Source organism: Arthrobacter sp. KBS0703, from assembly GCF_002008315.2.
GTDB lineage: Bacteria > Actinomycetota > Actinomycetes > Actinomycetales > Micrococcaceae > Arthrobacter.
In genome coordinates this window covers 1-1,269 of sequence record NZ_MVDG02000032.1, presented here as the reverse complement: position 1 = coordinate 1,269, position 1,269 = coordinate 1, and the positions used below count along the sequence as shown (strand labels likewise).

2 pseudogenes are annotated in these 1,269 nt (G+C 68.5%); both read left to right on the top strand.

From position 1 onward, the window contains the following. Positions 1 to 628: pseudogene (locus B1A87_RS22690) on the top strand (transglutaminase domain-containing protein); the annotation flags it as partial. A 2-nt stretch (positions 629 to 630) separates the two neighbouring features. Continuing rightward, a pseudogene (locus B1A87_RS22685) lies at positions 631 to 1,269 on the top strand (DUF58 domain-containing protein); the annotation flags it as partial.

The following is a 1,269-nucleotide window of genomic DNA, read 5'->3' as shown; positions in this document are numbered from 1 at the left end:
GCCCAAACCCCAGGTCCTGCAGCCGCCGCCCCCGCCGCAGGAACCGGCCGACCTCCCGCCGGACTCCTCGCCTGACGCGCTGGACGCGGACGAGAAGAAGAACAATCCGTGGCTCTTCTGGGGTCCCATCCTCAGCGCCATCGGCATCGGCCTGATTCCGGTCGGAATCCTGACCCTGCCGCTGCTGGTCATTGCGCTGCTCAAGTCGCGGCGGAGGAAGTCCCGTTTCGCTGAGGGGCACCCGGCACAGCGGGTCGGGGGCGGATGGAACGAAGTCCTCAGCCTGGCCACGGACATGGGCGCGGCTGTTGACGGCCGCGCCACGCGGCGGGAGACGGCAGCCGTTGTGGCGGAGGCGTTTCCGGCGGCCGGTACCACCACCACGATGCTGGCACACCGGGCGGACGCTTCCATCTTCGGGGCGGGCCAGCCCAGCGAGGACGAGGTCCGGGAGTACTGGGAGATCGTGGACGGTTCGCTCAAGGAAATCACCGGCACGGTCGGGTTCTGGCGGCGCCAGCAGGCACGGTTCTCGCCGCGGTCCTTGCTGGCCGATGCCCGGGCCGCCCTGAATTCCCGCGGCGATAATGCACGGACGGCCCTGAATCTGTCTCTTATACACATCTAGATGTGTATAAGAGACAGGTCCTGGGCTGGTCCGTGCTGGGGGCGTCGGCGTTCCTCTGGACTGCCGGTCACGCCTACGGCTGGCAGGAAGCCAAGGCCGCGGCGGTCGCAGCGCTGGTGCTCTTCCTCATCGCGGTCGGCTTCATCCTGGGGCGGTCCTCGTACGGCGTCCTGCTGGATCTCGCCCGGACCAGGGTGGCCGTGGGGGACAGCGCCGTGGGCAGCATCGCCGTCTCCAACACGTCCGCACGGCCACTCCTGCCCGCCGACCTGGAACTGCCGGTGGGCGGAGCGACGGCCGTCTTCCACCTGCCCCGCATGAAGCCGCAACAGGTGCACGAGGACCTCTTCACCATCCCCACGGCACGCCGGGCCGTCATCGTGGTGGGCCCCGTGCGTTCCGTCCGCGCCGACCCGCTGCACCTCCTGCGCCGCCAGGTGCTCTGGACCGAGCCCGAGGACCTCTACGTCCATCCGCGGACGGTGGCCTTGGCAGGTTCCGCCGCCGGCTTCATCCGCGACCTGGAGGGCATGCCCACCACCGATCTCTCCAGTGCGGACGTCTCCTTCCACGCCCTGCGCGATTACGTGCCCGGTGATGACCCTGTCTCTTATACACATCTAGATGTGTATAAGAGACAG